This is a genomic window from Mesorhizobium sp. M1088 (assembly GCF_040318575.1).
GTDB lineage: Bacteria > Pseudomonadota > Alphaproteobacteria > Rhizobiales > Rhizobiaceae > Mesorhizobium.
The window spans coordinates 1-22,978 of the sequence record NZ_JAMYMO010000051.1 but is presented as its reverse complement, the minus strand read 5'-3'; the positions used below and the strand labels follow the sequence as shown (position 1 = coordinate 22,978).

Sequence of the window (22,978 nt, the reverse complement as noted above, 5' to 3'; positions counted from 1 at the left end):
TTCCACGCGATTGCAAGGGATCCGCGGCGCAGCCTCGGGCGGCGCCGCGGCTCGGTCGCCGACGCAGTTTACTTGAACATCGCGCGATATTGGTCGACATTCTTCTTGGTCACGATCGTCACCGGGATATTGATGATCGGGTCGATTTTCTCGCCCTTCTTGATCTTGCCCAGCGCTTCGACCGCGGCCTTGCCTTCGCCGGCCGGATCCTGCTGCACGACCGCCACCACCCAGCCGTCATCGATGCCCTGAACGGCCTGCTTGGTCAGGTCCCAGCCGAACACCTTGACGTCGCCGGTGCGGCCCTGGCTGGTCACCGCCGAAACGGCGCCGAGCAAGGCCGGCTCTCCGGTCGCATAGAGCGAGTTCATGTCCGGATTGGCCGTCATCAGGTTTTCCGAAGCGCTCAAGGCGGTCTCCTGAACGTTCTGGCCGTCGACTGTGTCGAGGAAGGTGACGGCCTGGCCGCTTTCGGTCACCGCCTTCTTGAAGCCGTCGAGGCGCTGGTTCTGGATGAATGAATTGAGTGCGCCGACGATACCGATCTTGGCCTTGCCGGCCATATCGGTCTTCACATAGTCGGCGTAGAATTTGCCGATGTCCTCGCCGGCCTTGGTGTTGTCGACGCCGATGAACGAAATATTGTCGCCGTCGGGGATCTGCGCGTCGATGGCTATGACGGGAATGCCGGCCGCCTTGGCTGCAGTAATCGCAGGCTTGACGCCGTTGACGTCGATGGCGACCAGAATGATGCCGTCGACTTTCTGCGTGATGTAGTTCTCGATCGCGTCGTTCTGCGCGCTCGGCACATTGTTGGCGTTGAAAATGACCAGCTTGGCGCCAGCGGCGTCGGCAGCCTTTTGCGCGCCCTCGTTGATCTGGTTGAAGAACAGGGCCTGCTGGTTGATGTTGACGAGAGCGAACGTATCGGCAAGCGCCGATCCCATGGCTGCCGAGCCCATGGCAATGGCGGCGGCACAGCCGGCGAGAAGTTTGAACAGACGCATTTCGGTTCCCCTTGCTTGCGGACCAGACCTCGGCTGGTCCCGTTGGTGCTACAGGCACGAGGCAAGCATTCAAGAGACTTGAATATTTGTCAATCCAAATGAACGCACAGCGTTGCTCAGAAAGTCGCCGGCGTGTTGACCCAGAAAATGCTAGCGCGTTCCTCGCCGATGTTGCGGTAATGATGCGGCAGCTCCGACCTGAACACGAAGGCATCACCCGTGGCGAGAGCATGGCTCTTGCCGTCGACGATCAGTTCGATCCGCCCGGCGAGCACGTAGCCGACTTCCTCGCCGGCATGCTGGATCGGACCTTCGCTCGAGCCCTCTGCCTCGATGTGATGGATGTTGCATTGTAAGAGGTGGCCAGGCGAATACGGGATGATGCGTTCGAGCGAAATTCCTTCGCCACGCCGTAGCGCGTCGAGCGCGATCAAAGGCCTTGCGCCCGCCCGGAATACGATCGCCTCGTCGTCGTCGACTTGCTCGAACATCCAGCCGATGTTGGTGTCGAGAACCTCGACCAGACGGTGAAGCATGGGCAGGGACGGCGAAGCCTTGCCGTTCTCGATCTTGGACAGCAGGCTTTCCGAGCAATTCGCAGCCGCGGCCAGCGTCTTCAGCGTCATGCCGCGTGTCTGGCGGGCGAGGCGCAGCCGAGTTCCAAGTCTTGCGGCATTTACGGTGGCGTCCGTTTCTGATTCTGGCCGCCGTCGATCGATTTTGTTCATCTGTTCGCCAACCATTCAACGGTCAAGGGCAACTATCGCGCGAGCAAAAGACCTCGGCTGACGATTTGCAAGTGCTGATGCGTCAAATTCGAGACTGCAGCCGTAGCTGCCTCATCCGGCGAATGCCGCTCCCGCATGAACCGTGCTGATGATCCCGCGCCAGTTATCCCCTATCGCTTGGCTGTCCATCGTGGTCGAAATCGCCAGCCGTTACCGCGTTTGCGTCACGTGGCGAGTGGACTTGGAACGACAATGCGGGCAAGGCGGGCCACGCAGCCAATCTACACAACACGGCCGCGCCGACACGATCAAATCTGGACTGTCACCGAATTGCGCAGCGCGCCCAGAAGTCACCCGCGGCAGCGCCCCATGGAGTTACGCCCAGGGGCGTAGGCTCTCGATAGCCGCGATGTATCCAATGAAATCCCTGGGGCAGTCGCGCACCGCTGAAGCTTCGGCAATTTTGAAGAAAGTCCAACAGAATTAATGGACTAGCACCTTGCTTATGTAAGTTGCGGAAGTGACGCGCGGTTAATGCTTTAGAAGTATAGACACATCGACACGAGGTGCGAAGAAGCAACGCCAATACAGCTGGTTGGTTACAACATATTTATTTTCGCAGATATGGTATTGCCCGTCCGGGGATTCCTGTACCCGGTCCCGTGGGATGGTGAAATTATGCGGCAAATAAGTGTACCCGCCGTCCACCCTGGACCGCACCGAAGACCGGGGTATGGCGCGGCAATCTGAACCGCCGCAGCACTTGAATTTGGTCTGGGGGTCAATCTTGTCTTCGTACCAATCATGGGCGTTAGCGGCTGTTGCGGCGGCGATACACATCGCCGTGAAGATGAGCCTTCGCATGGCATTCCTCAAGTATCTGGCAGGCGCTGCTCGTTGGGGCTTCCATGTATATTAGCGTTCCATTGAAAATACCATTGGCCTCCGACCGACTTAACGCAGCTCCAGCAACCGACGCTCGCAACGGAAGACCGCATTGGGTCACGTCAGGACGACACTTGCGCCGACCAACGGTCAGCTCTTGTCGCTCCGCGTTGGAAACCCGACCGTTTGCTCTGCGCCAATGTCGGCCGTAGACGTCGGTCTTGTCATTGCCCGGAAGCAGACGTCGCCCAAAGCGGGAGCGATCGTGGTTGCGCGACATCTCGAGCACAGACTAGCTATAGTGGAGCGTTACGGCGACCCAGCAGCAGAGCGATGCCCAACGCCGGAAGCGTCGCCGTCGCGACGACGAGGAAGACGAATTGCAGGCCGGCCGACGCGGCGACCAAGCCGAGCGCCGGGCTGCCGAAGCCGAGCGCCACGTCGAGGAAGACGGTGTAGAGTCCCATGGCCAGGCCGCGGCTGCGTTGCGGAAGACGGCCTACGGCCTCGGCACCGAAACCGGGATACACCAGCGAGTAGCCAAGGCCAGTCAGGCCCGCTCCGATGGCGGCGAGAACAGGCCCGGGCGCAAGCCAGGTCAGCATCAGCCCTGCCGCCTCGACCGCCACGAAGATCACAGCGACGCGCGCGCCCCCCAACCTGTCAGGCAGGTGGCCGAAGCACAGCCTTGCCGCGATCAGCGACGCGGCATAAGCGGTGAAGGGAAGCCAGACCGGCTGCCAGCCGCGTTCGGCAAAGAGCAGCGCGCCAAAGGACAGGATCGCGCCATAGCCAAGGCTGCTGAAAGCAGCTCCGACGCCGGGAAGCCAGACCGCTTGCGCCACGCTCGTCCATGACTGTCGCGCGGCGCTCGCGGCGAGGCTGGTGCCACGCATAGGCAGGATGGCAAGCAGCGTCGCAAGCGGCAGGCCGACCGTCGCGAGTGCGATCGCGGCGAAGCCGCTCGCCGCATAAAGCGCAGATCCGATCGGCGCGCCTAGCGCGAGCGCCGCGAACATCGCCGTGCCCACCCAGGCTATGACCTTTCCGGAGTTCTGTCCGCCCGCAAGGGAAAGGCCCCAGGCGACGCCGCCGGTGATGATGAAGCTCTCAGACGCGCCCAGTACCGCCCGGCCGGCGAAGAGCGCCGATGCGGACGCTACGGGCCGGTCGAGCAATGCCAGCGAGCCGACGTAAATGAACCCCGCCAGGGCAGCGGCAATGAGGCCGACGACGACGGCCCGCTTGCCGCCGCGCCCATCGGCATAGTTTCCAGCCCCAATGCGCGACAGCATCGAGGCGACGAACTGGCTGCCCGTCACCAGCCCGACTGCGAAGGGGCCGAAGCCGAGCTGCTGGTGAAGATGCAGCGGCAGGACGGGTAGCGCCAAGCCGATCAGGAGGAAGCCGGCGAAGACAGCCGCCATGATTGGCGCCAGTTCCGCTGTCGCGCCATTTCGGTCTGAAGTCCGCGCCATTGTGGCCATCGATGACAGGTTGACAGTCGGGCTGTTCCGATCAGTAACGTTCGTAGGTTACGCGCCAGCCTTCGGCCGGATTGTCCGGGGTGAGGACCAGTTTGTTGCACAAGACTTCGAATTTGCGTTTCATGCTCTTCCCGACAAGGTTGCGGACCAGGGAGGACTCGATCGTGATGACGAAGGTCTTGTCCTGGTCGTTGATGGCGACCGGCCCGTAATAGGCTTCGTAGCCATTTGCCGTATAAGGCGTGTCCGGCGCCTTGGCGTCGGGGTTCTGGGCCTGCACCGAGAGGGTGCCGGCCTCGGTGAAGATGACCTGGCCGGAATATGGCACGGGCTTGAGATTTCCCTCGGCGCCGGCCTCGAGCGACCTCATGCGCCATGCGCCGATGATCGGGGACTCTTGGGAGAAAGCCGGCGTGATAACTGAAAGCGCAAGGGCGGCGATCTTCAATCTCATCGTCATATGTCGTTGTTCCTTTTCTGATTTGCGGGTGCGCACAGGCCGTCCGCCCAATCTTCGCTCACACCGAAAGCATGACCTTGATGGCGCGCCGCTCGTCCATGGCGCGGTAGCCTTCAGCGACCTCGACCAACGGCAGCTTGAGGTCGAAGACCTTGCCGGGCTTGATCCTGCCGTTGAGCACACGGTCCATAAGGTCGGGCAGGAAGCGGCGCACCGGCGCGGGGCCGCCCAGCATGCGCTTCTGGCCGAAGAATAGTCTTTGGCCGTCGAAGCTCACGCCATGCGGCACGCCGACATAGCCGATTGTGCCGCCGGGGCGGGAGCAGGCCAGCGCCTGGTCGAAAGATTCCGCCGTGCCGACGCATTCCAGCACCGAGTCCGCGCCGACGCCCCTGGTGAGGTCCTGGACGCGCGCGACGCCTTCCTCGCCACGCTCGGCCACAATGTCGGTGGCGCCAAACTCGCGGGCGAGTTTTTGGCGGCTGACGTGCCGGCTCATGGCGATGATGCGCTCGCCGCCCATCTCCTTGGCCGCAAGCACGCCCATCAGGCCGACCGCACCGTCGCCGACCACCACCACCGTCGATCCTTCTCGGACCTCGGCTGCGTCGGCCGCATACCAGCCAGTGCCGAGCACATCGGACACGGCCAGCAGGTCGGGGATGAGTTCGGCCGGCGGCACCTCGGCGGTGGCGACCAGTGTGCCATCCGCCAACGGCACGCGGGCATAAGGTGCCTGCGCGCCCGACATGAATTCGCGTTGCACGCAGGACGACTGGAAGCCGAAGCGGCAGTGCGGGCAGGTATTGTCGGAGAGACAGAACGAGCCGACGACGAACTGGCCGGGACGGACGGTGCGCACCTCTGCGCCGACCTCGACGACGATGCCACAATATTCGTGGCCCATATGCATCGGGCCGTCGACCGGCTGCAGCCCGCGATAGGGCCACAGGTCCGAGCCGCAGATGCAGCTTGCCGAGAGCTTGATGATGGCGTCCGTTGGCCGCATGATTTTCGGATCGGCGATTTCCTCGCAGCGGATGTCGCCCGGTTTGTGAAGAACAGTTGCGAGCATTTTGGTTCCTTTCGAGTCGAGAAGATCAGGCGCCGTAGTCGGCGTCGCTGACATGTTCCAGCCAGTCCACGACCTTGCCGTCTGTGACCTCCTGGAGGGCAATGTGGGTCATGGCGGTCTGAGGCGACGCGCCGTGCCAGTGCTTTTCGCCGGGCGCGAACCAGACGACGTCCCCCGGCCGGATTTCTTCGACCGGGCCACCCTCGCGCTGCACGCGGCCAAGGCCGGAGACAACGATCAGCGTCTGGCCGAGCGGATGCGTGTGCCAGGCGGTGCGGGCGCCGGGCTCGAAGGTCACCTGTGCGCCTTGGACCCGCCCGGCATCGAAGGGATTGAAGAGCGGATCGATCCGCACCGTGCCGGTGAACCAGTCAGGTGGCCCCTTGCCGGAAGGCCTCGTGCCAGCGCGAAGAATGTCCATGGTGATCTCCATTGGGTCCTCAACTGCGTTCGATGCGAAGCGGGAACGCGCCGCGAATGTGCAGGGCCTGCTCGCCCTCGTCGAAGCGGCCGAGCCTGATCAGCCCGGGATGGCGATAGTCGGCGTAGAACATGGCCAGGTTGCCCCAGGGCATGAAATAACAAAGGTCATAGGGCTGCTCGTTGGCGAACGGACCGCTTCCCTCTTCAGTCAGCTTGGGCGGCAGATAGGCGATCTTCTCGTTATGCGCGTAGTCCTCGATCTTGAGGTCGAGCGGCAGCATGGAGAAGAAGTCGCGCGCCGACGGATTGTCGTAGAGCGTGGCGGTCATGGTGCGGCCGTTGAAAACCATCCTGATCTTCATGTCGGTGGGCTCCTGGCTGACTGAGGCTTCGCGGTCTTGGCCGGCGGCTGCGCGAGGCAGGGCCGCCACCGCGAGCGCGGCGCCGAGCAATGTCCGGCGGCTGAGCGGCGCACGCTCGATGGTCATGGCAAAGACCTCCGGGCCATATGCGATGCGGCAAAGGCGGCGAGCGCCGATCCGCAGAGCAGCACCGCGCCGAAAGTGAATGCTCCCCACCAGCCGACCGTATCGAAGAGCGTGCCGCCGATCGCGGCACCGCCTGTAATGGCGAGCTGGATGACGGCTACCTGCAACCCGCCGCCGGCCTCTGCGTCGTCCGGCAACGTTCGGCTGAGCCACGTGCCCCAGCCAACCGGCGCGGCCGTGCCGAAGAAGCCCCAGGCAACGAGCAGCAGCGCTGTGGGAACCGGCAAGGCACCGACGGCGATGAGCACAGCTGCCAGCGCGGCCATGACCAGCGGGATGACGATGAGGATGCTGAACAGGCGCGTGCGCAAAAGCCGGCCGACGCACCATGTGCCGAGCACCCCTGCCAGCCCCATCGCCAGCAGGATCGCCGAAAGCTCGGCGATGTCGAGCCGAGTGACGCTCTCGAGGAAGGGCCGCAGATAGGTGAAGAGCGCGAACTGACCCATGAACAGCATCATGATTGACGCCATGCCGGTGGCGACAGGAAGACCGCCGAGGAGCGCCAGCGGATTGCCTGGACGCTTCCTCCGGCGCGGGGGCAGCGCCGGCAGGCTTGTCCACTGCCAGACCAGCGCCAGGACCCCAAGCGGCACGACGAGGAAGAAAGCGCCGCGCCAGCCGACATAGGCGCCAAGAAAACTGCCCAGCGGCGCGGCGAGCGTGGCCGCAATGGCATTGCCAGCGTTTAGCATGGCGAGACCCTTCGGAACCATGTCTTGCGGCACGAGGCGCATGACGATCGCGGTCGACATCGACCAGAACCCGCCGATCGCAATGCCGAGTAGCGCCCGGCCGACCATGAGGAACGCGTAGTTCGGCGCGAAGGTGACAGCGAGCCCGGACACGATGAGGAGAAGGGTAAAGCCGGTCACGACCAGTCGGCGGTCGATCCGGCGCGTGAGGCCGGCGACCAGCAGGCTGGTCACGACGGCGAAAGCGCCCGAAATCGAGATCGCCTGTCCCGTGCGGCCCTCGGTGATGCCGAGATCGGCCGCTAGCGGCGACAGCAGGCTGACCGGCATGAATTCCGACGCGATGAGCACGGAAACACACAGCGCCATCGACAGCACCGCGCCCCATGCGGCGCGGTCTTCGACAAGCCTTGTGTCGTAGGTCGTTTCCATAGTTTGGCATCCTTGCAAGGCGACTGGGGCGGATCAGCCGCCCATCCCCGTCGCCATGCCGGAAGATATTGCAGAGGAACCCATTCTATTAGACTAAGTAATTCGCATGGACTTATCTGCTCATGATATAAATGTCCGACCGGAGGTGCCCTATGCAGCGCGATGGCATGAAGGATCTGCTCTGGTTCGTGGCGGTCGCGCGGGAGCGCAGCTTCACCAAGGCGGCGGCCAAGCTCGGAACCTCGCAGTCGACCCTGAGTTCGACAATCAAGGAGCTTGAAGCTCGTCTTGGCGTCCGCCTGCTGACACGTACGACGCGGAGCGTCGCACCGACCGAGGCCGGCGAGCGACTTTTCCAATCTCTTGTTCCCCGCTTCGAGGAAATCGAAGCCGACCTCGCAAGCCTGGTGGCCTTTCGCGACAAACCCTCCGGAACGGTCCGTATCTCGCTGTCCGACCATGCGCTCCAGACGACCGTCTGGCCGAAGCTGCAGCCCTTGCTCGGCGACTATCCTGACGTGTGCGTCGAGCTCTACAGCGACAACGGCATGCAGAACATTGTGGAGGAGCGCTTCGACGCAGGCGTGCGGCTTGGTGAGAGCATCGACAGGGATATGATCGCAGTGCGCATCGGGCCGGATTGGCGGCTCGTCGCCGTGGCTTCGCCGGAGTACTTTTCCCGCCATCCGGTTCCGACCGCACCGCAGGATCTGGTCGATCATGACTGCATTAATATGCGGCAGGCGACGTTCGGCGGATTATATGCCTGGGAATTCGCCAAGGATGGCCGCGACCTTCGTGTGCGGGTGGAAGGCCAACTCACCTTCAATTCGTCCATTCCCATGATCGAGGCTGCGATAAGCGGTTTCGGGATCGCCTATGTCCCGGAAAACCTCGTCAGCCACCAAATCGCCAACGGATGCCTTAGGCTCGTGCTTGATGACTGGAGTCCGCCGTTTGCGGGCTATCACCTCTACTACCCGAGCAGGCGACAGCTCTCGCCTGCGATGGCGGTGATCGTTGAGGCGCTCCGCCATCGCATCTGACGGGAGGTCGGGCAGTTTGCGTCTCAGCGCCGCAAGAACCGATTTGGCTGCCTCGGGGTCGTCCAGAGTGATCGCCAGGGCCTTTGCGCTGTCAATTTTCGCGGCGGCCACCATCTCCTCCTGCGAAGCGTTGCCGAAAAAGACCGGTAGACGTTCTTTCCGGGACCGCTCTACATTTTTGGCGTCGAGGTCGACTGCAACCCACCTGTATCCACGCTCGTCGAGCAATCTGCCGATCACCCGGTCTACCCGCCCGAACCCGGCAATGACGAATGTCCGGACACGGCGCACTGAAGCAACGCAGCATTTTCCACTTTGAGGCGAAGTAATTCTCAACTATGGTCCGCCATGCTTTTGGCATGAGGGGGAATATTGCCGATGGTTTTATCACGCAGGGGTGTCGTGCTCGGCGGCCTGGCGCTGGTCGCGATGGGTGCAACCGGCAATATTGCTCAAGCAGCGGCGGCAAAATCCTTTTTCGCCGGTACCGCCAGCGACAACAATTTTGTGTATCGCAAGACCAACTTCGCGAAGATCGACAAGAGATGGCATCGCCAGATCGTCAAGTATTTCAGTAGCGAGCCGGTCGGCACCGTCGTGGTCGATACCCGCCACCATTTCCTCTACGTTATCATGGAAAACAAGACCGCCATCCGCTACGGCGTCGGCGTCGGCAAGGACGGCTTCAAATGGTACGGCCGCGCGACGATCGACCGCCGCGCGCTGTGGCCGGACTGGGTCCCGCCTCCCGAAATGCGCAAGCGCAGGCCGGAGCTACCGGACATGATCGCAGGCGGCGCGTCCAACAATCCGCTCGGGCCGCGCGCGCTCTATCTGCACCGCGACGGCGCCGACACTGGCTACCGCCTGCATGGCACGCTGGAGCCATGGAGCATCGGCACTGACGCTTCCAGCGGCTGCATCCGCATGTTCCCGGAAGACATCATCGACCTCTACCAGCGCTGCCCGATCGGCACCGCGGTGCAGGTCCTGCCGCACATCGCCGACCAGGCGCCCGCTTCCACCACTGTCGAATGATTGGCGCCTCATGAACCGCATCATTGAAAACACGCGCCGGCTGCTCGCCGCAGGCCTGCTGGTGCTGGCCGCATCCTGCTCGACCAGCAACACGCTGGCCCCTTCCACGCCCGACGTCACCAACACCGAGGTTGCCGGCTTCCAGAACGTGCAGCCGGGCAGCGAGGAGGATTTTATCCTCAATGTCGGCCGCCGCACCTATTTCACGCAAGGTTCGGCCGCGCTCGATTCCGTCGCCAAGGCCACCCTCGACACCCAGATCGCCTGGTTGGCAAAGCATCCGCGCTGGCTGCTCAAGCTGCAGGGTTTCGCCGACGATCCCGGCGCAAAGGAAATGGCGCTGTCGCAGCAGCGCGCCGATGCGGTGATGGACTACCTCGCCGCCGGCGGCATAGACCGCAACCGCATGTGGGCCAAGGGCTACGGCAAGGACAGGCTCGTCCGCGAGTGCCCCGACACCGCCTGCAGGTCGCAGAACCGCCGCGTTGTGTCTAATTTGCGCGATGAGAGGGACGAGCCGTAGGGGGCTGCTGTTCTGCTTGTGACCCGAAGCAGAGTCTCGCACGCGACGGCGGTATGGCTGCTTTGCGCCGCAATGTCGGCCATAGAGGCGAACTTTGCCTCCCCCGGAAGCAGACACTGCGATTGACCGCGCTGAAGGTCGTGATCGCGCCAGAGCCTGCAAAGGCACAACTCGGCACACGAGGGCGAACATTCCGCTGCGGAAACAACTTGAAGAAACGCTTCGCGACCCATAGCATGCCGCGCCATGGTGAAATCTGAGGTCAGTGAGATCGGTCGGGTTTTTGAGCCAGTGCAAGGTAGGGAGGATAATAATTATGGCTTCCGAAGTACAGGCAAACAACGGTGTTAACGTAGAGGCGCTGCTCGGCGCACGCGAAGCGCTCACCAACGCCCCGGAGGCAGCGCAGTTCAAGTGGCGCGCGGCCTGCGAATGGAAGGATGGCACCCACAGCCACTCGTCGGTCGAGAGCTTCTACGGTCTCGGCGAGGATCAGCATCGCAAGACCACCTTCACATTCGACGCAGACCATCCGGAGGTCTTCGCTTCCCAGGACAAGGGCGCCACGCCCGTCGAATACGTGCTGGTCGGACTGGCGAGTTGCCTGACCGCCGGCATCGCCGCGGTTGCCCAGAACCGGAACATCCAGTTGAAGTCGGTGAAGGCGACCATCGAAGGCGACATGGATCTCGCCGGAATTCTCGGCATCGACAGCGACGTGCGCAACGGCTTCAGCGGCATCACGGTGAAATACAACATCGACGCCGACGCCAAGCGCGAGGACATCGAGGCTATCGTCGCTCAGTCGCAGAAGCGGTCGGCGGTCTATGACATTGTCACCAATCCGACGAACGTCACGGTCGTGGTGAATTGAAAGGCGCTTCGAACCGTAGACTCTCCTGATGAGAGGGTGCGATTAGTTCCGTCACCACAGCGATCGTCGGCGCGGGGCACGCGGGGCTCGCGATGAGCCGCTGCCTCGCGGAGCGCTCTATCGACCATGTGCTGCTGGAGCGCGGCGAGATCGCCCATACCTGGCGCACCGAGCGATGGGACTCACTGCGGCTGCTCACCCCGAACTGGCAGAGCCGGCTGCCGGGCTTTCGCTATGACGGCGACGATCCCGACGGCTACCGGACGATGCCTGAGGTGATCGACTTCCTCGGGAACTATGCCAAGGCGATCTCGGCTCCGGTCAGAACCCACACGACCGTCACCTCGGTTCGCAGCGACGGGGCGGGATATCTTGTGCGCACGGACCGCGGCGAGTGGCGGTGTCGGACCGTCGTGCTGGCGTCGGGCGCGTGCAACATCGCGCGCCTGCCCGACGTCGCCAGCCGCGTGCCGCCGTCGGTCGCCATGCTGACGGCACAGTCCTACCGCAATCCGGGTCAGGTCGCCGACGGTGGCGTGATGGTGGTGGGCGCGTCGTCGAGCGGCACCCAGATCGCACAGGAGCTGCAGCGTTCGGGGCGTCAAGTGACCCTGTCGGTGGGCGAGCACATCCGGGCGCCCCGCGTCTATCGCGGCAAGGACCTGGAATGGTGGATGGACGCCGCCGGCGTGCTCGACGAGCGTTACGACGAGGTGGACGACATCAGGCGGGCGCGACGGGTTCCTTCGCTACAGCTTGCCGGCACGCCCGACCGCATCACCCTCGACCTCAATGCGCTCGACGACCTCGGCGTCCGGCTCATCGGTCGTCTTGCCGGCATCACCGAAGACGGCAAGGCCCAGTTTGCGGGGTCGTTGCGCAACATGTGCGCGCTTTCCGATCTCAAGATGGCCCGGCTGCTCGACCTCATCGACGAATGGGCGCGCGCCAACGGCCTGGACGCTACGGTCGGGCCGCCGGATCGCCCGCCGCCGACCCGTGTCGAGGACAACCCGCCGCTCGGCCTCGATCTTGCCGGAGACGCTATCAGGACGATCATCTGGGCCACCGGCTACCGGCCGGACTACTCCTGGCTGGAACTGCCGGTCCTCGACCGCAAGGGCCACGTCCGTCACGACGGCGGTGTAGCGGAACATCCGGGCCTGTACCTGATGGGGACGCAGTTTCTGCGCCGCCGCAAGTCTGCTCTGATCGACGGCGCTGGCGACGACGCGCGGGATCTCAGCGATCATCTGGCATCGTACCTCGGGCAAAATTCAATCTGATAGCAGAATCAACGTCTGAGACTCCAGAGGGAACAGGTTGGTTGCCGCGACACCCCCGAATTCTGCGCCCCTGCAGTCATATTCCCAAATGCAGCTTTGGCTTCCAGAAGGGGCGGAACAACTCAATCTTTGGACAGCGGTTCATCACCACTTTCAAGCCCGCTTCCTCCGCCAACTGGGCGGCAGCGTCATCGCGCACCCCAATCTGACCCCACAGAACCTTGGCATTAATTGCGATGGCCTCCTGTGCAACTTCCAACAGATCTTCGGAGCGGCGAAAAACCTCAACCATATCCACAGGCCGGTCGATGGCCGCTAGTGACGCGTACACCTTAAGCCCTCGAATCTCATCCAGACCGGGACTGGGGTTGACCGGGATCATGTCGTAGCCGATTTCGTGCAGCACCCTGAGTACCCCATAGGAAAATTTAGTTTTATCGGGGCTGGCCCCAACCATCGCGATGGTTTTGACCGAATTCAGAATGTCTTGCAGATAAGCCTCCGAATAGGGCTCATCATGATTCATATGGGTCATTTCTTTGCTTCCAACGGGGTCGCAATATCGGCTTTCAATTCCTGAGCGGCCAGCGGGTCAAGGAAGGGGTTGCGATAGAGCTTGTCGTGGCTCTCAACGCCGACCTCCAGCGTGCAGTCGCTCAAAGGGCGGGCGACGCAGAGGATTATATAGCCATTGTTGATCTGGCGGTTGTTCAGCGCCCGCTGCGCTTTTTGATCGACTTTGCCGCTGATTATTTTGGCCGCACAGGTTATGCAGCCGCCATACTTGCACCCATACGGCAGATCCACGCCCTGCTCGCGCAAGCTTTGCAAGAGGGGCTTGCGGTGATCGACGTCAAAGGCCGCACCGCCTTGATTGGCGAGAATGATGGTGAAGCAGGTCATACCCAGATGTCACTCGTGCAATCACCCCCGGGATAACGGGTTTCGTGGCAGCGGCTTGGTCCATTTGGTTCCTTACCAAAATCAACAACGAATAGCGGATCGATTTCCATGCCGCCGTTTTCCGTATCGCAATTGACCATCAGCATGCATCCGCCATTGGTGCGGATTTCCGGATAGAACTGATTATCCCACGTCGAGAAGAGTGAGGTCGTCACATAAAGGCGCTTGCCGTCGAGGCTGAGCTGTATCATCTGAGGCCCGCCAGTCACTTTCACGCCATTGACCTCAGGCGCACGGCCGAGAAGTCCGCCCATCCACACTTGTCCGGTAAGCTTGGCGTTGTGAGGGTCCGAGATGTCGTACTGACGAATGTCGCCATGCAACCAGTTGCACAGATAGAGGTATCTATCGTCCATGCTGAGCAGAATGACCGAGATCACGCCCGGTATTGGTATCGGCCATGCGGGATGCGGCTCATTGCCGACATCGACAATTTTTTCCCATTGCCAGTCACCCGCCGCGTTCTTCCACCAATGGATGATATTTGCAGAAAGGGCCGCGCCAACAAAGCCGTGACTGCTGTCGGGGTTATGATGGAATCGCACTTCCAGTGGGATCAAGCCATCTTCACCGAGATAGAATGTTTGCTTTGGCTCCTTCTTTTCAAAATCCCAGAAATGGATCTCTCGGCCATATTTCAGATGACCAACCTCTTCCAGGTCAAAGCCAGGCATGAAGGTATTGGGCGCGGCCCATTCCGAGCTGACCATTACGTTGTGTCGCGGCTGGTACCAGAAATCATAACCAAACTTGATCCTGCCCATGGAATTTTCCCAGCGGCCGACAATCTCGAACTCCTTGCTGAGTTGCAAATAGCCGCCGGGGGCATTGCCCTGGGCGTCACCAAGCATGGAAACGATGATGTCCGAGCCCAGGCAATGCACCGTGTGTGGCGCCGACAGGTTAGTCCTGGCTTTGATTTCAGCGCCGTCTATCACCTTGAACAGTGTCGGGCTGCGCGGATCGGTACCGCAATCGACAATATGCAGATTTGACGAGCGCACACCCGGCACGATCAGATATTTCCGCTCCATGCTCGCATCGCCATGGCACGACGAACAGGCATTCCAGCCCGAGTGATGAAGCTCATCGCCAATACCCGGCATTTGCAAACGCGAAATCACCTGGCTGTAGGTCGAACTCTCCGGGTCGACATCAATCGTGCACAGATAGTCCGGCTTCTGAATGCCCGTGCCGGTGTAGATGGCAATCGTATAGAGCAGCTTTTCGCGAGGTGCCGTCATCGCCTCGGCTGGAGAAGCATAGCCCGGTCCACAGCAATGATTGGTCATGGGTACTTCCCTTTGAACAGATCACTCGCCAGCCCCAAAGGGGCAAGCTGGAATGTTAGTGCATGCTTGGCATTGGCGCTATGGCCGGGGAGGCGGAGGCGGCATAATAGGCGCGCCCGACGGGGTTGACAGCCAGATGATCGTGCGCGAACGGCTCGACGATCATCCACCTGCCGTCCGGATTGAGCGAGCTACGAGCATGCGTGACATGGCGTCGAGGCTGCCGATCTCCCCCACAACAACGGTACAACAACGGGGAAGTTGCGCTCTCTCCCAAAACGCGGCTCCGCCTCGCTTTTTTATTGATCACGGCAAAAAAACAACGCTAACTGGCTCCCGCGAGGGGCCATGCTGACAAGTGATGAAGTGGGAGCAATCCCGTTGTTTTCGGGTTTGCCGGCGGCAGAGCTGGAGCGGCTGGCGCGGACAGCGGCCGATCTTCACCTCAGCCCCGGAGAGTTCGCGATTCACGAGGGTGGAGAGGCCGCGCTGTTTGCGGTTCTCGCCGGCAAGATCGAAGTCGTAAAGACCTTCGACGGCATCGAGCGAACGCTGGGTTGGCGTCTGCCGGGAACGATCTTCGGCGAGGTGCCGATTGCGCTTGGCTCGGGTTTTCCCGGTGGCTATCGCGCCGCCGAATTTTCCCGCGTCATGCGCATCGACGTTCAGCAGTATTATTCCATCGCCGCGGTGTCAAAGGACGTGGCCCAAAAGGTCAGCGCGCTTGCCCGCGAGCGGATGGGCGGGCTGCAAAGCGTCACTGCCGAGCCGCAGAGGCCGCGCGTCACATTGGTCGGCCATCGCTGGGACACGGCGTGCGGCGAACTGCGCCGGTTTCTGGCCCGCAACCAGATTTCGTTCACCTGGCTGTTGCCCGACACGTCGGATGCCGAGGCTTTCTGGTCTGCCCTCAGCAGGCCGGCTCTCGATGGTCCCGTTGCCCGGCTGGCGGACGGGGAGATTATCGAAGCACCCGCCGTGCGCGATCTTGCCATCCGCCTCGGGCTGCAGACGCGCCCGCGCGGCGCCGAGTACGACGTCGCGATCATCGGCGGCGGACCGGCCGGTCTTGCGGCTGCGGTCTATGGCGCCTCCGAGGGGCTGCGCACCATCGTCGTCGAACGCGAGGCGCCCGGCGGGCAGGCGGGAACATCCTCGCGCATCGAGAACTATCTCGGCTTTCCAAGCGGCATTTCCGGCGACGAGCTTGCCAGCCGCGCGCTGCAGCAGGCAAAGCGGCTCGGCGCCGAAATCCTGGTCACCCGTTCGGTCGCCGGCATCGACCCGACGACGCACGAGGTGGTGCTCGACGGCACCGATGTCGTGCGCGCCCGCAGCCTCATCCTGGCAACCGGCGTCGCCTGGCGCCGTCTTGCCATCGACGGGTTCGACCGGTTGATCGGCAAAGGCGTTTATTATGGCGCCGCGCGCAGCGAGGCGAGCAGCACGCATGGGCAGGATGTCTACCTGATCGGCGCCGGCAATTCGGCCGGCCAGGCGGCGATGCATTTTTCCGGCCATGCGCGCAGCGTGACGCTGCTGGTGCGCGGCCCCTCGCTTGCCGACAGCATGTCTCACTATCTGATCGAGCAGCTCAGGGCGAAATGCAACGTAAAGGTCCAGCTTCACTCCGAAGTCCAGGCGGTGCACGGCGAGACGCACCTGACGGCGATCGACATTCTCGACAAGACCGGCAACGAGGTGAGCCGGCACCAATGCGGCGGGCTGTTCGTGTTCATCGGCGCCAACGCCGAGACCGAGTGGCTGCCGGCCGACGTAGCGCGCGATGCACGCGGTTATGTGCTGACCGGCGACGACGTGAAGAAGGCCGGGCTCTGGTCGCATGGCCGCGACCCCTACCTGCTCGAGACCAGCGCGCCCGGCATCTTCGCCTGCGGCGACGTACGCCTGAGCCCGGTCAAACGCGTTGCCTCGGCGGTCGGCGAGGGCAGCATGGCCATCGCCTTCGTCCACCAGTATCTGGCCAATGAAGAGAAAGTAGACCGCAACCAAAGCTAGAGGGTCAAGTAACCAGAATGTCATCAGCCGGTCGATTCGGCGTGAAAACCGCCAATTAAGCATCGAAAGCACGCTTGACGGCTGGCCGCACTTCGCCGCGGGCTACATAAGCGGAGAGGTTCGGATATTCGTCCAGTATACCCGATCCGTTCAACCTGCGCAGCACCGCCACCATCAGAAGGTCACCGGCCCTGAACGCACCATCGAGCCAGTCGGCATTGCCCAGGCGATCGGAAAGTTCGCCGAGCCGGCCACGGATGCGATCCTCGACCATGGGCAGGCGCTGCTTATGCCAGGTCTCGTCGCGGGTCGTCAGCGGCCCCAAGGCTGGCGGGCGGCAATGCGCCCCTTCCTGGACATTACCAAAGCAAGACCACGGGGAATTCTGACCCACGTCCCGAACTTCATGGCCTTCGTCTCGCTGGAATGTCTAACGCGACTCCGTCATGATCTTCCGGCCCTGTCGAGCGACGCTGCCAAAGCCGTTGACGCCAACGCAGGTGATGAGGGCAGGCTAGACCAGTGCAGCAGATCCGCCCGGCGACTTTTCTTTTTGCGGCCCGAGCCCTGCGCGACATGGGCGATGGCTTCGTGGCCGTTCTGTTGCCGGTCTATCTCCTCGCATTAGGCTTCGCGCCTCTGCAGGTCGGCATCATTGCAACCGGATCGCTGCTCGGTTCAGCTCTCTTGACCATCGCCGTCGGACTCCTTGGTGCCCGACACGATCACCGCCAACTCCTGCTTGCCGCCGCCAGTCTGATGGTGGCCACGGGTGTGGCCTTTGCTGTGGTCCACGACTACGCGCTGCTTTTGGTGATCGCCTTCGCAGGCACCATCAACCCGTCGGCCGGCAGCGTCAGCGTGTTCGTGCCCTTGGAGCATGCCGTGCTCACACGCGAAGTCACCGACGCCGCGCGGACCAAGATGTTCGCGCGCTACAGCCTTGTGGGTGCGCTCGCAGCCGCGGTTGGCGCGCTCGCTTCGGCAACCCCTGATCTTCTGGCTCCAGCCGGCCTCGACCAACTCACCGGCATCAAGGCGATGTTCGTGCTCTATGCGTTGCTGGGCCTGCTCGGCGGTCTGCTTTACGCGCAGATCCCGCGGCGCCGTCCAACGTCGGACTCCGGCAGCACGTCCGCGCTTGGCCCCTCGCGGAATATCGTTTTCAGGCTTGCGGCCCTTTTTAGCCTTGATGCCTTTGCCGGCGGCTTCCTCGTCCAGTCGCTGCTTGCCCTGTGGCTTTTCGAAAAATTCGACCTGTCGCTTTCGGAAGCGGGCTTTTTCTTCTTCTGGTCCGGGGTGCTTTCGGCGTTCTCATTCCCCGTTGCCGCCTGGCTGTCGCGGCACATCGGACTCATCAACACGATGGTGTTCACACACATTCCGTCCAGCATCGCCCTGATGCTGGCGGCGCTTGCGCCGACGCTTCCTCTGGCGCTCGCCCTGCTGCTGATCCGTGCCGCGCTTTCGCAGATGGACGTCCCAACGCGCTCATCTTACGTCATGGCGGTCGTCACGGAGGCGGAGCGGGCAGCCGCCGCGAGCTTCACATCGGTACCGCGCAGTTTGGCTGCCGCAGCCAGTCCCGCCCTGGCGGGCGCTCTGTTCGCTGCCTCGTTCCGGGCTTGGCCCCTGATCATCTGCGGTGCACTGAAGATCGCTTACGATCTGCTGCTGCTGCTGCAGTTTCGGCACCTCAAGCCGCCGGAGGAACGGTGATGCAGCCGCCGGTTTGGGGTGTTTGACCAGGATGGGTCAATCGCGAAGGAAAACGTTGGAAAGTTGTCGATCACTTCCGGCTGTCGCGGAGCGTGAAATGTCGCCTCGCTTCCTCGTGACATTGTCTGCCGCACTTTATCTGACATCATCGGTGTTTGCCGGGGCAGGATCACCCGTTCCGTCGAACGTCTGCTATGCGTGGAAAAGCCGCTGCAGAAGGTCCGCATCGGTGAATGTTTTTCGATGTGGGCCGCAGCGCGAGGGGTGCGGGCTGGGTCGACATCGGCCCGCGTTGAAAAACCTCCCAAGGAGGACGCCGCGGGGTCATCTTCGGCTCTGCCGAGATGTTCGGCCCGAATGATTGGGTCGCGCGCAAGGGGATCGAGTCCCGCTCGCGCCCCGATTATCGGCCGTTACCAGCCGTAGCTGAAGATGGCGCCGCCACCACCGTCGCCGTTCTGCACGACATTGGCCTCGGTGTTCCTTCCGAACTGGAAAATACCGTAGGCGTTGTCGTTGCCGTTCTGCCTCAGGATGGCGGAATGGCCGTTGCCCTCCTGATGGATGATGCCCAGATTGCCGCGGCCGTTCCGGCCGAGGCCAGCAGCATTACCGTGTCCGGACTGACGGATTCTGGCGCCGTGCAGGCCGCGATACTTCGAATAGACGCGCAGGCCGGTCGCCAGGGCGCCGGCGCCGCGGGCGTTGGCAGGAGCAAATGTCACCGACACCCAGCCTCCTGCGTAGGCCGGTGCGGACAGCGCCACCTGGCCGATGCTGCCGGCAACGAGAGCGGCAGTAAGGGTTATGAACATATTGCGGGTCATCTTGGTCTTCATTTCCGGCTGCCTCAGCCTATGGCCAACCTTCCCGAATTGCGGCTGAACCATCCCGGAACCCGTCGTTCAGCTGTCGTTCAGTCATTTTTCCCGGCTCGGCACACATAGAAAAGGCGCCGAACGCCGACGCCCTTTTTCGTGAACTGGCCGGTGCGATCAGGTCGCGCCGCCGACCCGCGCGGCGCAGCCGATGCTCTTGCCATCGACCGCAACTTCGAGCTTGGCGTCGTAAACGCCGGCCTTTGCGTCGAGCGTGACAGCGCCGAGCGTAGCTGGCTTGCCGGGCGCAGCGCTGAAGGCGCCGCCCTGCTCGATGCTGGTGCCGCCGGTGCGACCGGTGCTTTCGACATGGAAGGAATAGGTGCCACTCACGTTTCTGTCGGCATAGGCAAGCGCCTCAAGCAAGACCATGCCCCCTTCCGGCGTGGCGCGGATCTCGCAGCGCACCGGCCCAACGGACTGGTCGGCGGTGGCCATGGTCGCCAGCGCGCCGGCCGGGACCAGGACCAGGGCGAGTGCCGCCATGACGCGGCGGGAATGCTTGACGATGCGGGGCATGGTTCGTCTCCTTGGCTTGGCTAGCGGCGGCCGCGGAATCTTTCCGCGGCCGCCTGGCCGTTGCCGTGTTTATGGGCAGGCCTGGACGAAAGCTGCGACATTGCCGCTGCCGCCCTGGCTGACATTGGCATCGCAGCCGTGGCCCACCTGCACGCCGGCAGCAATGTTGCCGTTACCGTCCTGGGTCAGAATGGTGGTGTGGTTGGAGCCGAACTGGCCGACGCCGGCCACGTTGCGGTTGCCGTTCTGGTAGGTGGCGCCGTAGTTGCCGGCCCCGTCCTGGCCGATAGCCGAAAGGTTGTGGCGGCCGCGCTGCTGGCCGATCACCTTGTTGAAGCGGCCGTTCTGATACACCCGGATACGGTTTTTGAAGCCGTTCTGGGCGCCGCCGGCCGAGTTCGACCAGCCATATTGCTCGATGCGCACGTCATTGGCCATGGCCGGAGCGGCGGCAGTGATACCGACAAGAGCGGCAAGCGCGGTTGCGATGAAAGAATTGCGGATCATGAGAGCGTCTCCTTTGGCGGACGGGACCGCGGTTGAACGGCTTCTTTTTAGGAGATGCCGTTCGAACTAAGGCTGAAGGCGGCGTTCAGCTGGGGTTCAGGAGGGCTTGCGCGGGTCGTGGCTGCGGCGGTCAGGCCGCTATTCGCTAGGGCAATGGGTGGAGCACACTCGCCAAGGGCGGCCGGTGTTGGGTCATTTCTATACTTGGGGTTGGCCGCTTCCGGCCCACAGGCTGCCGGACGGCAATGCGCCTCATGTCGGTCGTCAAAGTTAGCTTTGCAACTGCCTTAAAGAGGACATTACCGGCCACCGCATTGGTGATCGCGGTTGCGCCACAAGCGGACCACGTGTTGCCGTTGGCCACACGAGCGCCTCCACCTGTCCAGCAACGAGTCCGGTCGGCTCAGTGGAAGGTCGTTTTATAGTGGAGGCCCGGAAACGACGCCTCGCCGGGTCGCAGCGCCGCCTGCCCCATGGGATCACCTTTTAGAATACTGAGGAAGAATGCCGCGGTCAGCGTCTTGGCTTGATCGAACTGCGGGCTGGAACCGGAACCGTATGCGAACATCATGTGCCCACCCTTGTCGAATACGGCCAACGCCTTATCTCGACTTCCGATGCTATCATGCGCCCATAGGGCATTGAATTCCGGCTTCACCATCTCGTCGTCAGAAGTGACCAGTATGAGCGTCGGCACTTTGACAGCCGCAATGCCAGTGGCGCCGAATACCTGCAGCTCGCCGCCCGGAGCTGCGAGAACGAGCGCCGCCACGCGGCTATCCCAAATGGGTGGCATCGGCTCCGCAAACGGGTCTGCAGCGCCGTAGAGTTTGGCAATCGTTGGCTCGAAACCTACAAATTGGCATGAGTCGCCATACTTCTGGGCCTCATTTGCAGCGCACCAGCTATCCAGGGCTTTAAAGTCGACCCGAGCGCCTCCCGCCTGGAGCGCAGTCGCTCCGCCCGATGAATGCCCCCAGACGCCGATGTGGGAGGTATCTATGAGTCCAGCGAGTTTGCCACCCGGGGCTGTCAGTGTATCGGCGTAGCCGATCACACGAAGCACGTTGGCAGAACGATAATAGAGCAATCGGCGAACGTCGAATCCGGTATCATAGCTCGAAGCGAAGACAACGAACCCGTAGGTCGCGAGAAACTGGCCCCAGCGGGTGTAGGCTATGCCCGGCATCGAGGATCCGGGGATCAGCACAAGCAGCGGATAGGGACCGGTCGTTGCCGGCGGTGCGTCCGGCGTCGTCTTCAGGATTGCGCCGGCGGGAGCTGGCGCAGGACCAGCAGCGGGATACCAGACCCATGTTTCCAGCGGGTGCTCACCAGTCACGTCAGGTATCGTGAACTTCTGAATACCGATCGCGAAAGGACCGGGCTGGCTGAAATCGGTTGCGATCGCGGGTGTCACTGCGATCAGGGGCAAGATGACAAGCCAAGGCAGTAGAAGAAAACCCAAGACAGCCTTGATCATAACGTGCTTTCCTGCGCGGTGCCAGGCTGCCGCTACCGTTCACCCATGACGGCAAGACGTCAAGCCCGAGTGCTGCCCACGGTCCATCTATATGGTACGTTCGATCGTTTTGCTGCCCTGAGTCTTCGCTTGAGTGGACTGAGAGGAGTTGCAGCTTTAGGAACGTGCGGAACGGGTCAGTTCGAGACTCGGACCCACCGGATTGAATATCTGCATTCTCACGCGTTCATACCAGAACCGGCCGGACCGCTCCCGGCCCCTCCCGAACGTTTGTGCTCTGGCCAATAGTGGTCTGAGGAGAAACGATATGGGACATTCGCAGTATGACCTCGCCGACAAGGCCGTCCCGCTTGGAATGCAGGCAAGAGAGTAGGCGTCAAACGACCTCTGAAGGTTCGTCAAATCTGGGAAATCCGGTTCTTTCTCGACCGCGAAGGTCGATCACGGGACCGAGCGCTGTTCGACCTTGCGATCGATAGCAAGTTGCGTGGTTGCGACTTGGTGAAGCTCAAGATTGGCGCGCTAGTGAGTGGCGCTGAGATTCGGACTCGGGCCATGGTTGTGCAGCAAAAGACTGGGAGGGCAGTTCAATTCGAACTGATGGCAGACGCCCGAGCAAGCCTACTTGCATGGCTCGAACGTAGAGGTGGAGCGGTCGACGATTTTGCCTTTCCCAGTCGGGTCGATCATGCTGGCCATTTGAGCACCAGGCAGTATGCGCGCCTGGTCGATGAATGGGTTTCGGCGGTTGGCCTTCGCCGTGAGGATTATGGCACCCACTCGCTTCGTCGTACCAAGGCCTCCATTATCTATAAGGCCACCGGGAATCTCCGAGCAATTCAAATTCTGCTCGGCCACACCAAGATTGAGAACACCGTCCGGTATCTCGGCGTCGACGTCGAGGATGCATTGACGCTGGCCGAGGGAACTGAAATCTGAAAATGGACGACCTCGCGTGGGTCGCGCGGGTGCTGGGTCCAGCGGCTTTGCGCCCAATGCACGAACCCGCTTCGCGGGAGGGGCGCCTCGTTCTGAGATGGCGCGACTGCCATTTTGACTTGAGCGGGTAGAGGGGTCGATCTGACCATGGA

At 62.3% G+C, this 22,978-nt stretch carries 22 protein-coding genes and 3 pseudogenes; 8 read left to right on the top strand and 17 right to left on the bottom strand.

What is annotated here, in order from left to right; translation table 11 throughout:
* Window positions 1-68: 68 nt before the first annotated feature.
* The 8 genes from NKH49_RS31265 to NKH49_RS31230 form a co-directional block, all read right to left on the bottom strand.
* Complete coding sequence (locus NKH49_RS31265; protein WP_352449198.1) at window positions 69-1,007, bottom strand: ABC transporter substrate-binding protein; 939 nt, start codon at window positions 1,005-1,007, stop codon at window positions 69-71.
* A 116-nt stretch (window positions 1,008-1,123) separates the two neighbouring features.
* Complete coding sequence (locus NKH49_RS31260) at window positions 1,124-1,735, bottom strand: cupin domain-containing protein (protein WP_023679230.1); 612 nt, start codon at window positions 1,733-1,735, stop codon at window positions 1,124-1,126.
* 1,181 nt (window positions 1,736-2,916) lie between these two features.
* Window positions 2,917-4,098, bottom strand: coding sequence for an arabinose transporter (locus tag NKH49_RS31255; RefSeq protein WP_352474301.1), 1,182 nt, complete (start codon window positions 4,096-4,098; stop codon window positions 2,917-2,919).
* 40 nt (window positions 4,099-4,138) lie between these two features.
* Window positions 4,139-4,567 carry a lipocalin-like domain-containing protein gene (locus NKH49_RS31250; RefSeq protein ID WP_352929342.1) on the bottom strand — a complete coding sequence of 143 codons (429 nt, stop codon included), beginning with the start codon at window positions 4,565-4,567 and terminating at the stop codon, window positions 4,139-4,141.
* A gap of 58 nt (window positions 4,568-4,625) precedes the next feature.
* Window positions 4,626-5,642: a zinc-dependent alcohol dehydrogenase family protein gene (locus NKH49_RS31245; RefSeq protein ID WP_352474298.1), complete on the bottom strand. Its 1,017-nt coding sequence runs from the start codon at window positions 5,640-5,642 to the stop codon at window positions 4,626-4,628.
* A 25-nt stretch (window positions 5,643-5,667) separates the two neighbouring features.
* Window positions 5,668-6,063, bottom strand: a complete 396-nt coding sequence (locus tag NKH49_RS31240) for a (R)-mandelonitrile lyase (protein WP_352929338.1) — start codon at window positions 6,061-6,063, stop codon at window positions 5,668-5,670.
* Between the two features lie 19 nt (window positions 6,064-6,082).
* Complete coding sequence (locus NKH49_RS31235) at window positions 6,083-6,553, bottom strand: cyclophilin-like fold protein (protein WP_352929335.1); 471 nt, start codon at window positions 6,551-6,553, stop codon at window positions 6,083-6,085.
* Window positions 6,550-7,740, bottom strand: coding sequence for an MFS transporter (locus NKH49_RS31230; RefSeq protein WP_352929333.1), 1,191 nt, complete (start codon window positions 7,738-7,740; stop codon window positions 6,550-6,552). The genes NKH49_RS31235 and NKH49_RS31230 overlap by 4 nt, the downstream gene beginning before the upstream one ends.
* A 152-nt stretch (window positions 7,741-7,892) precedes the next feature.
* Between NKH49_RS31230 and NKH49_RS31225 the strand changes: the two genes are divergently transcribed.
* On the top strand, window positions 7,893-8,786 hold the full coding sequence (locus NKH49_RS31225; RefSeq protein ID WP_352780197.1) for a LysR family transcriptional regulator: 894 nt from the start codon (window positions 7,893-7,895) through the stop codon (window positions 8,784-8,786).
* Between the two features lie 12 nt (window positions 8,787-8,798).
* Here the strand turns inward: NKH49_RS31225 and NKH49_RS31220 are convergent.
* Window positions 8,799-9,077: pseudogene (locus tag NKH49_RS31220) on the bottom strand (NAD-binding protein); the annotation flags it as partial.
* 87 nt (window positions 9,078-9,164) lie between these two features.
* Here NKH49_RS31220 and NKH49_RS31215 point away from each other — a divergent pair.
* The 4 genes from NKH49_RS31215 to NKH49_RS31200 all read left to right on the top strand — a co-directional run bounded on the left by NKH49_RS31215 (window position 9,165) and on the right by NKH49_RS31200 (window position 12,507).
* Complete coding sequence (locus tag NKH49_RS31215) at window positions 9,165-9,824, top strand: L,D-transpeptidase (RefSeq protein WP_352474291.1); 660 nt, start codon at window positions 9,165-9,167, stop codon at window positions 9,822-9,824.
* Between the two features lie 10 nt (window positions 9,825-9,834).
* The gene (locus NKH49_RS31210) at window positions 9,835-10,347 is read left to right on the top strand and encodes an OmpA family protein (protein WP_352771165.1); all 513 of its coding nucleotides are present in this window, start codon (window positions 9,835-9,837) and stop codon (window positions 10,345-10,347) included.
* Window positions 10,348-10,663: 316 nt separating this feature from the next.
* Complete coding sequence (locus tag NKH49_RS31205) at window positions 10,664-11,221, top strand: OsmC family protein (protein ID WP_023679231.1); 558 nt, start codon at window positions 10,664-10,666, stop codon at window positions 11,219-11,221.
* Window positions 11,222-11,262: 41 nt separating this feature from the next.
* Window positions 11,263-12,507, top strand: a complete 1,245-nt coding sequence (locus NKH49_RS31200; RefSeq protein ID WP_352686769.1) for an NAD(P)-binding domain-containing protein — start codon at window positions 11,263-11,265, stop codon at window positions 12,505-12,507.
* Window positions 12,508-12,583: 76 nt separating this feature from the next.
* Here NKH49_RS31200 and NKH49_RS31195 read toward each other — a convergent pair whose 3' ends face one another.
* Genes NKH49_RS31195 through NKH49_RS31185 form a run of 3 tightly spaced genes read right to left on the bottom strand, consistent with a single transcriptional unit; the run spans window position 12,584 to window position 14,762 of the window.
* On the bottom strand, window positions 12,584-13,033 hold the full coding sequence (locus NKH49_RS31195) for a CoA-binding protein (protein ID WP_352542637.1): 450 nt from the start codon (window positions 13,031-13,033) through the stop codon (window positions 12,584-12,586).
* Window positions 13,034-13,038: 5 nt separating this feature from the next.
* On the bottom strand, window positions 13,039-13,410 hold the full coding sequence (locus NKH49_RS31190) for a 2Fe-2S iron-sulfur cluster-binding protein (RefSeq protein WP_352929329.1): 372 nt from the start codon (window positions 13,408-13,410) through the stop codon (window positions 13,039-13,041).
* Window positions 13,407-14,762 carry a selenium-binding family protein gene (locus tag NKH49_RS31185; protein ID WP_352542634.1) on the bottom strand — a complete coding sequence of 452 codons (1,356 nt, stop codon included), beginning with the start codon at window positions 14,760-14,762 and terminating at the stop codon, window positions 13,407-13,409. The genes NKH49_RS31190 and NKH49_RS31185 overlap by 4 nt, the downstream gene beginning before the upstream one ends.
* Window positions 14,763-15,110: 348 nt before the next feature.
* On the opposite strand from NKH49_RS31185, the gene NKH49_RS31175 reads away from it, so the two are divergent.
* On the top strand, window positions 15,111-16,781 hold the full coding sequence (locus tag NKH49_RS31175) for an FAD-dependent oxidoreductase (RefSeq protein ID WP_352542635.1): 1,671 nt from the start codon (window positions 15,111-15,113) through the stop codon (window positions 16,779-16,781).
* A 55-nt stretch (window positions 16,782-16,836) separates the two neighbouring features.
* Here the strand turns inward: NKH49_RS31175 and NKH49_RS31170 are convergent.
* Window positions 16,837-17,085 (bottom strand): annotated as a pseudogene (locus tag NKH49_RS31170) (glutathione S-transferase family protein); the annotation flags it as partial.
* Window positions 17,086-17,357: 272 nt separating this feature from the next.
* Between NKH49_RS31170 and NKH49_RS31165 the strand changes: the two are divergent.
* Window positions 17,358-18,500, top strand: coding sequence for an MFS transporter (locus tag NKH49_RS31165; RefSeq protein ID WP_352929360.1), 1,143 nt, complete (start codon window positions 17,358-17,360; stop codon window positions 18,498-18,500).
* Window positions 18,501-18,913: 413 nt separating this feature from the next.
* On the opposite strand, the gene NKH49_RS31160 is transcribed toward NKH49_RS31165, so the two are convergent.
* From NKH49_RS31160 to NKH49_RS31145, 4 genes are all read right to left on the bottom strand, one after another.
* Window positions 18,914-19,327 (bottom strand): curlin, encoded by a 414-nt coding sequence (locus tag NKH49_RS31160; RefSeq protein WP_352929357.1) that lies wholly within the window; start codon window positions 19,325-19,327, stop codon window positions 18,914-18,916.
* Between the two features lie 168 nt (window positions 19,328-19,495).
* Entirely contained in the window at window positions 19,496-19,897 is a 402-nt protein-coding gene (csgH, locus tag NKH49_RS31155) for a curli-like amyloid fiber formation chaperone CsgH (RefSeq protein ID WP_352542636.1), read from the bottom strand.
* A gap of 69 nt (window positions 19,898-19,966) precedes the next feature.
* Entirely contained in the window at window positions 19,967-20,404 is a 438-nt protein-coding gene (locus NKH49_RS31150) for a curlin (protein WP_352452314.1), read from the bottom strand.
* 403 nt (window positions 20,405-20,807) lie between these two features.
* Window positions 20,808-21,887 carry an alpha/beta hydrolase family protein gene (locus tag NKH49_RS31145; RefSeq protein ID WP_352542968.1) on the bottom strand — a complete coding sequence of 360 codons (1,080 nt, stop codon included), beginning with the start codon at window positions 21,885-21,887 and terminating at the stop codon, window positions 20,808-20,810.
* Between the two features lie 307 nt (window positions 21,888-22,194).
* Here NKH49_RS31145 and NKH49_RS31140 point away from each other — a divergent pair.
* Window positions 22,195-22,826, top strand: a pseudogene (locus tag NKH49_RS31140) (tyrosine-type recombinase/integrase).
* Window positions 22,827-22,978: the final 152 nt, after the last annotated feature.